Consider the following 2576-nt stretch of genomic DNA (forward strand, 5'->3'; position numbering starts at 1 on the left):
CAGCCGTGCCCCGCACCGATCGCGCCGCCACAGCCGTGCCGGTACCCGGGTCGCGCCTGCACCGGTCACGCGGTAAACGGCCACGCCGCACCGGTCACGTCAACTGTGGCCCACTCGTGCCGCTCGTGCCCGCACCGGTCATGTCGCCACGGCTGTGCCCGCGCTGGCCGCGTCGGTACCGGTCACGTCGCGATAGGTCGCGCATGGACCGCCCGCGCCGCGCCGGTCGGCCGGATATACCGGCCGTGAGGCGAGCCGCCGGTGTCAGTGCGTGGGCAGACGCTCGGTGGATCCCTCGGCCAGGGCGGTCTCCACATGGGAGATGCCCGCGCGCACCCCCGCGCCGTAATCGTCGTCGTCCAGGGCGTCGAGGCGGGCGCGGGCCGCGTCCAGGTGGGTGTGCGCGGTGTCGAATGCGCCCAGGCGGCGGTAGTTGTCGGCGAGGTTCAGGTGCAGTGACGGGTAGAAGCCGCGCACGGTGAGGGCCGAGTTCTCCTGTTGGGCGCGTTCGTCGGTGAGCGAGGCGGCCGCGTCCAGGGCGCGCACGTCCCAGGTGAGCGCGTCGGCGGCGTGCTCGTGCAGATCGGCCAGGTAGTGGGCGATGGTGCAGCGGTGCAGGGCGTCGCCGGTGACGCCCACCGTCTCCCAGAGTGCGGTGAGCGCCTCCCGGGCGCGGGCGGTATCCCCTTGACGCCCAAGGGTTACCGCGTCGGTGATGGCGAGCATGGTCGGGTCCGCGACGGTCATGCCGACACCGTAGGGGAGGGGTCCGACAGTATCGGCGTCCCCGCCGCTCGTCGGAGGCATCGGCCCCGTGCTCGTCGATCCGTTCCTGGCGTGCGTGCCCGCGGCACGGCGACAGCCTGTGCCTGCGGCGTTCGGTGGCATCCATCGTGTCGACGCGGCGAGTGTCGGTCACCGGCACCCGGGAGGCGGGCGTGGCTGGCACCCGGGAGTCGGGCGCGAGTGGCGAGCTGGGCTCAGCCCTTGGGACGCCCGTGCCTGCCGTCGCCGGTGATGCGGCCGCGGCGGATGAGGTCGCGTTTGGTGCCGGGTCCCAGGGTGATCTGGTCGTCGCCCGCGTCGTCAACGGGATTGGGGCGCACGAACAGGGTGACGGTGGTGCCCTCGGTGAAGCCGTTCTTGCGCATCATGTTCGCCGAGGCGGTGTTGTGGTTCTCCACATCGGTGACGATGCGCCGCGCGCCGTGCTTGAACAGCGTGTCGCAGCAGGCGGTCATGAGCCGTCCCGCCACCCCGCGGCCCTGCATATCCGGCGCGACCGCGATCCACTCCAGATAGGCCCAGTCGTCGCGCAGTTCGAACTCCATGGAGGCCAGCACGAATCCGACCACCCGATCCGAATCGACCGCCACCCAGCAGGAGCGTCCCGCGCTGTCGAGATGCTCGGCCACCGAGGTGAGCGACCAGGAGGTGTAGGGCTTGGCGGAGGTGTCGAACACCTGGTAGCCGAGGTCGATGACCTGGCGCAGATGGCCGAGTCCCATCGGGACGATGGCTATGTCGGATTCCATACCCGCCAGTTTGCCAGGGGTATGCCAGTGAATATCGAAACGCGCTGGTAGGCGCGGCATGAGCGGCGCGAAAGCCGCTCACGCACCCTTGCGGGTCTGCTTGCTCGCGGTCTTCTTGGCGGGAGCCTTCTTCGCGGTCTTCTTCTCGGCCTTGGCGGGAGCCTTCTTCGCGGGCTCGGCTCTCTTGTCGGACGCGGCCTTCTTGGCCGGCTTCTGCCCCGATGCCTCGAGGCTGCGTTGCAACGCCGCCACCAGATCGACGACCTCGGCGTCCATTTCCGGCGCGGCCGGTTCCGGAGCGCGGGTGACCTTGCTGCTGCCGCTGGCGATGGCCTCGTCCAGCATGCGCTTCAATTCGATCTGGTATTCGTCGGTGTAGAGGCTCGGATCGAAATCGTCGGACATGGTGTCCACCAGCGTCTCCGCCATGGACAGTTCCTGTTTCTTCGGCTCGGCCACCCCGTCGAGGGATTCGAATTCCACCGAACGCACCTCGTCGGGCCACAGCAGCGTTTGCAGCAGCAGCACGCCGTCGTGCACGCGCAGCGCGGCCAGGCGGGTCTTCTGCCGCAGCGTGAAGTGCACCAGCGCGACCCGATTCACGTCTTCGAGGGTCTTGGCCAGCAGCACATAGGCTTTGGGGGTGCTGGAATCGGGTTCGAGGTAGTAGCTCTTCTCGTACAGAATCGGATCGATCTGTTCGGCGGGCACGAATTGCAGAACCGGGATCTCGTGTTTCTCGGCCACCGGCAGTTTGGCGAAGTCCTCATCGGTGAGGATCACACGATCGCCCTCGGGTGATTCATACGCCTTGTCGATATCGGCGAAGGCCACCGATTTCCCGCACACGGTGCATACCCGGTCGTACTTGATTCGCCCACCGTCGGCCGCGTGGACCTGGTGGAACCGAATGTCGTGGTCCTCGGTCGCGGTGTAGACCTTCACCGGTACATTGACCAGTCCGAACGCGATCGAGCCCTTCCAGATAGACCGCATGGCCTCCACTGTACGTTCGGTCCGATTCGCTGTCTTCGCGAATAT

Annotated in this window: 3 protein-coding genes; all 3 read right to left on the bottom strand. The window is 67.7% G+C overall.

Annotation, left to right across the window (positions count from 1 at the left end; all coding sequences use genetic code 11):
• Positions 1-264 precede the first annotated feature (264 nt).
• Positions 265-747 (bottom strand): hypothetical protein, encoded by a 483-nt coding sequence (locus QK444_RS35460; RefSeq protein WP_282786384.1) that lies wholly within the window; start codon positions 745-747, stop codon positions 265-267.
• A gap of 233 nt (positions 748-980) precedes the next feature.
• On the bottom strand, positions 981-1535 hold the full coding sequence (locus QK444_RS35465; RefSeq protein ID WP_282786386.1) for a GNAT family N-acetyltransferase: 555 nt from the start codon (positions 1533-1535) through the stop codon (positions 981-983).
• A 78-nt stretch (positions 1536-1613) separates the two neighbouring features.
• On the bottom strand, positions 1614-2531 hold the full coding sequence (locus tag QK444_RS35470) for a Ku protein (RefSeq protein WP_282786388.1): 918 nt from the start codon (positions 2529-2531) through the stop codon (positions 1614-1616).
• Between the last annotated feature and the right edge of the window lie 45 nt (positions 2532-2576).

The organism is Nocardia sp. CC201C, assembly GCF_030010695.1.
GTDB classification, from domain to species: domain Bacteria; phylum Actinomycetota; class Actinomycetes; order Mycobacteriales; family Mycobacteriaceae; genus Nocardia; species Nocardia otitidiscaviarum.

Coding starts and splice junctions, on each gene's coding strand:
- QK444_RS35460 (WP_282786384.1), bottom strand. CDS start 747: ATGACCGTCGCGGACCCGACCATGCTCGCCATCACCGACGCGGTAACC.
- QK444_RS35465 (WP_282786386.1), bottom strand. CDS start 1,535: ATGGAATCCGACATAGCCATCGTCCCGATGGGACTCGGCCATCTGCGC.
- QK444_RS35470 (WP_282786388.1), bottom strand. CDS start 2,531: ATGCGGTCTATCTGGAAGGGCTCGATCGCGTTCGGACTGGTCAATGTA.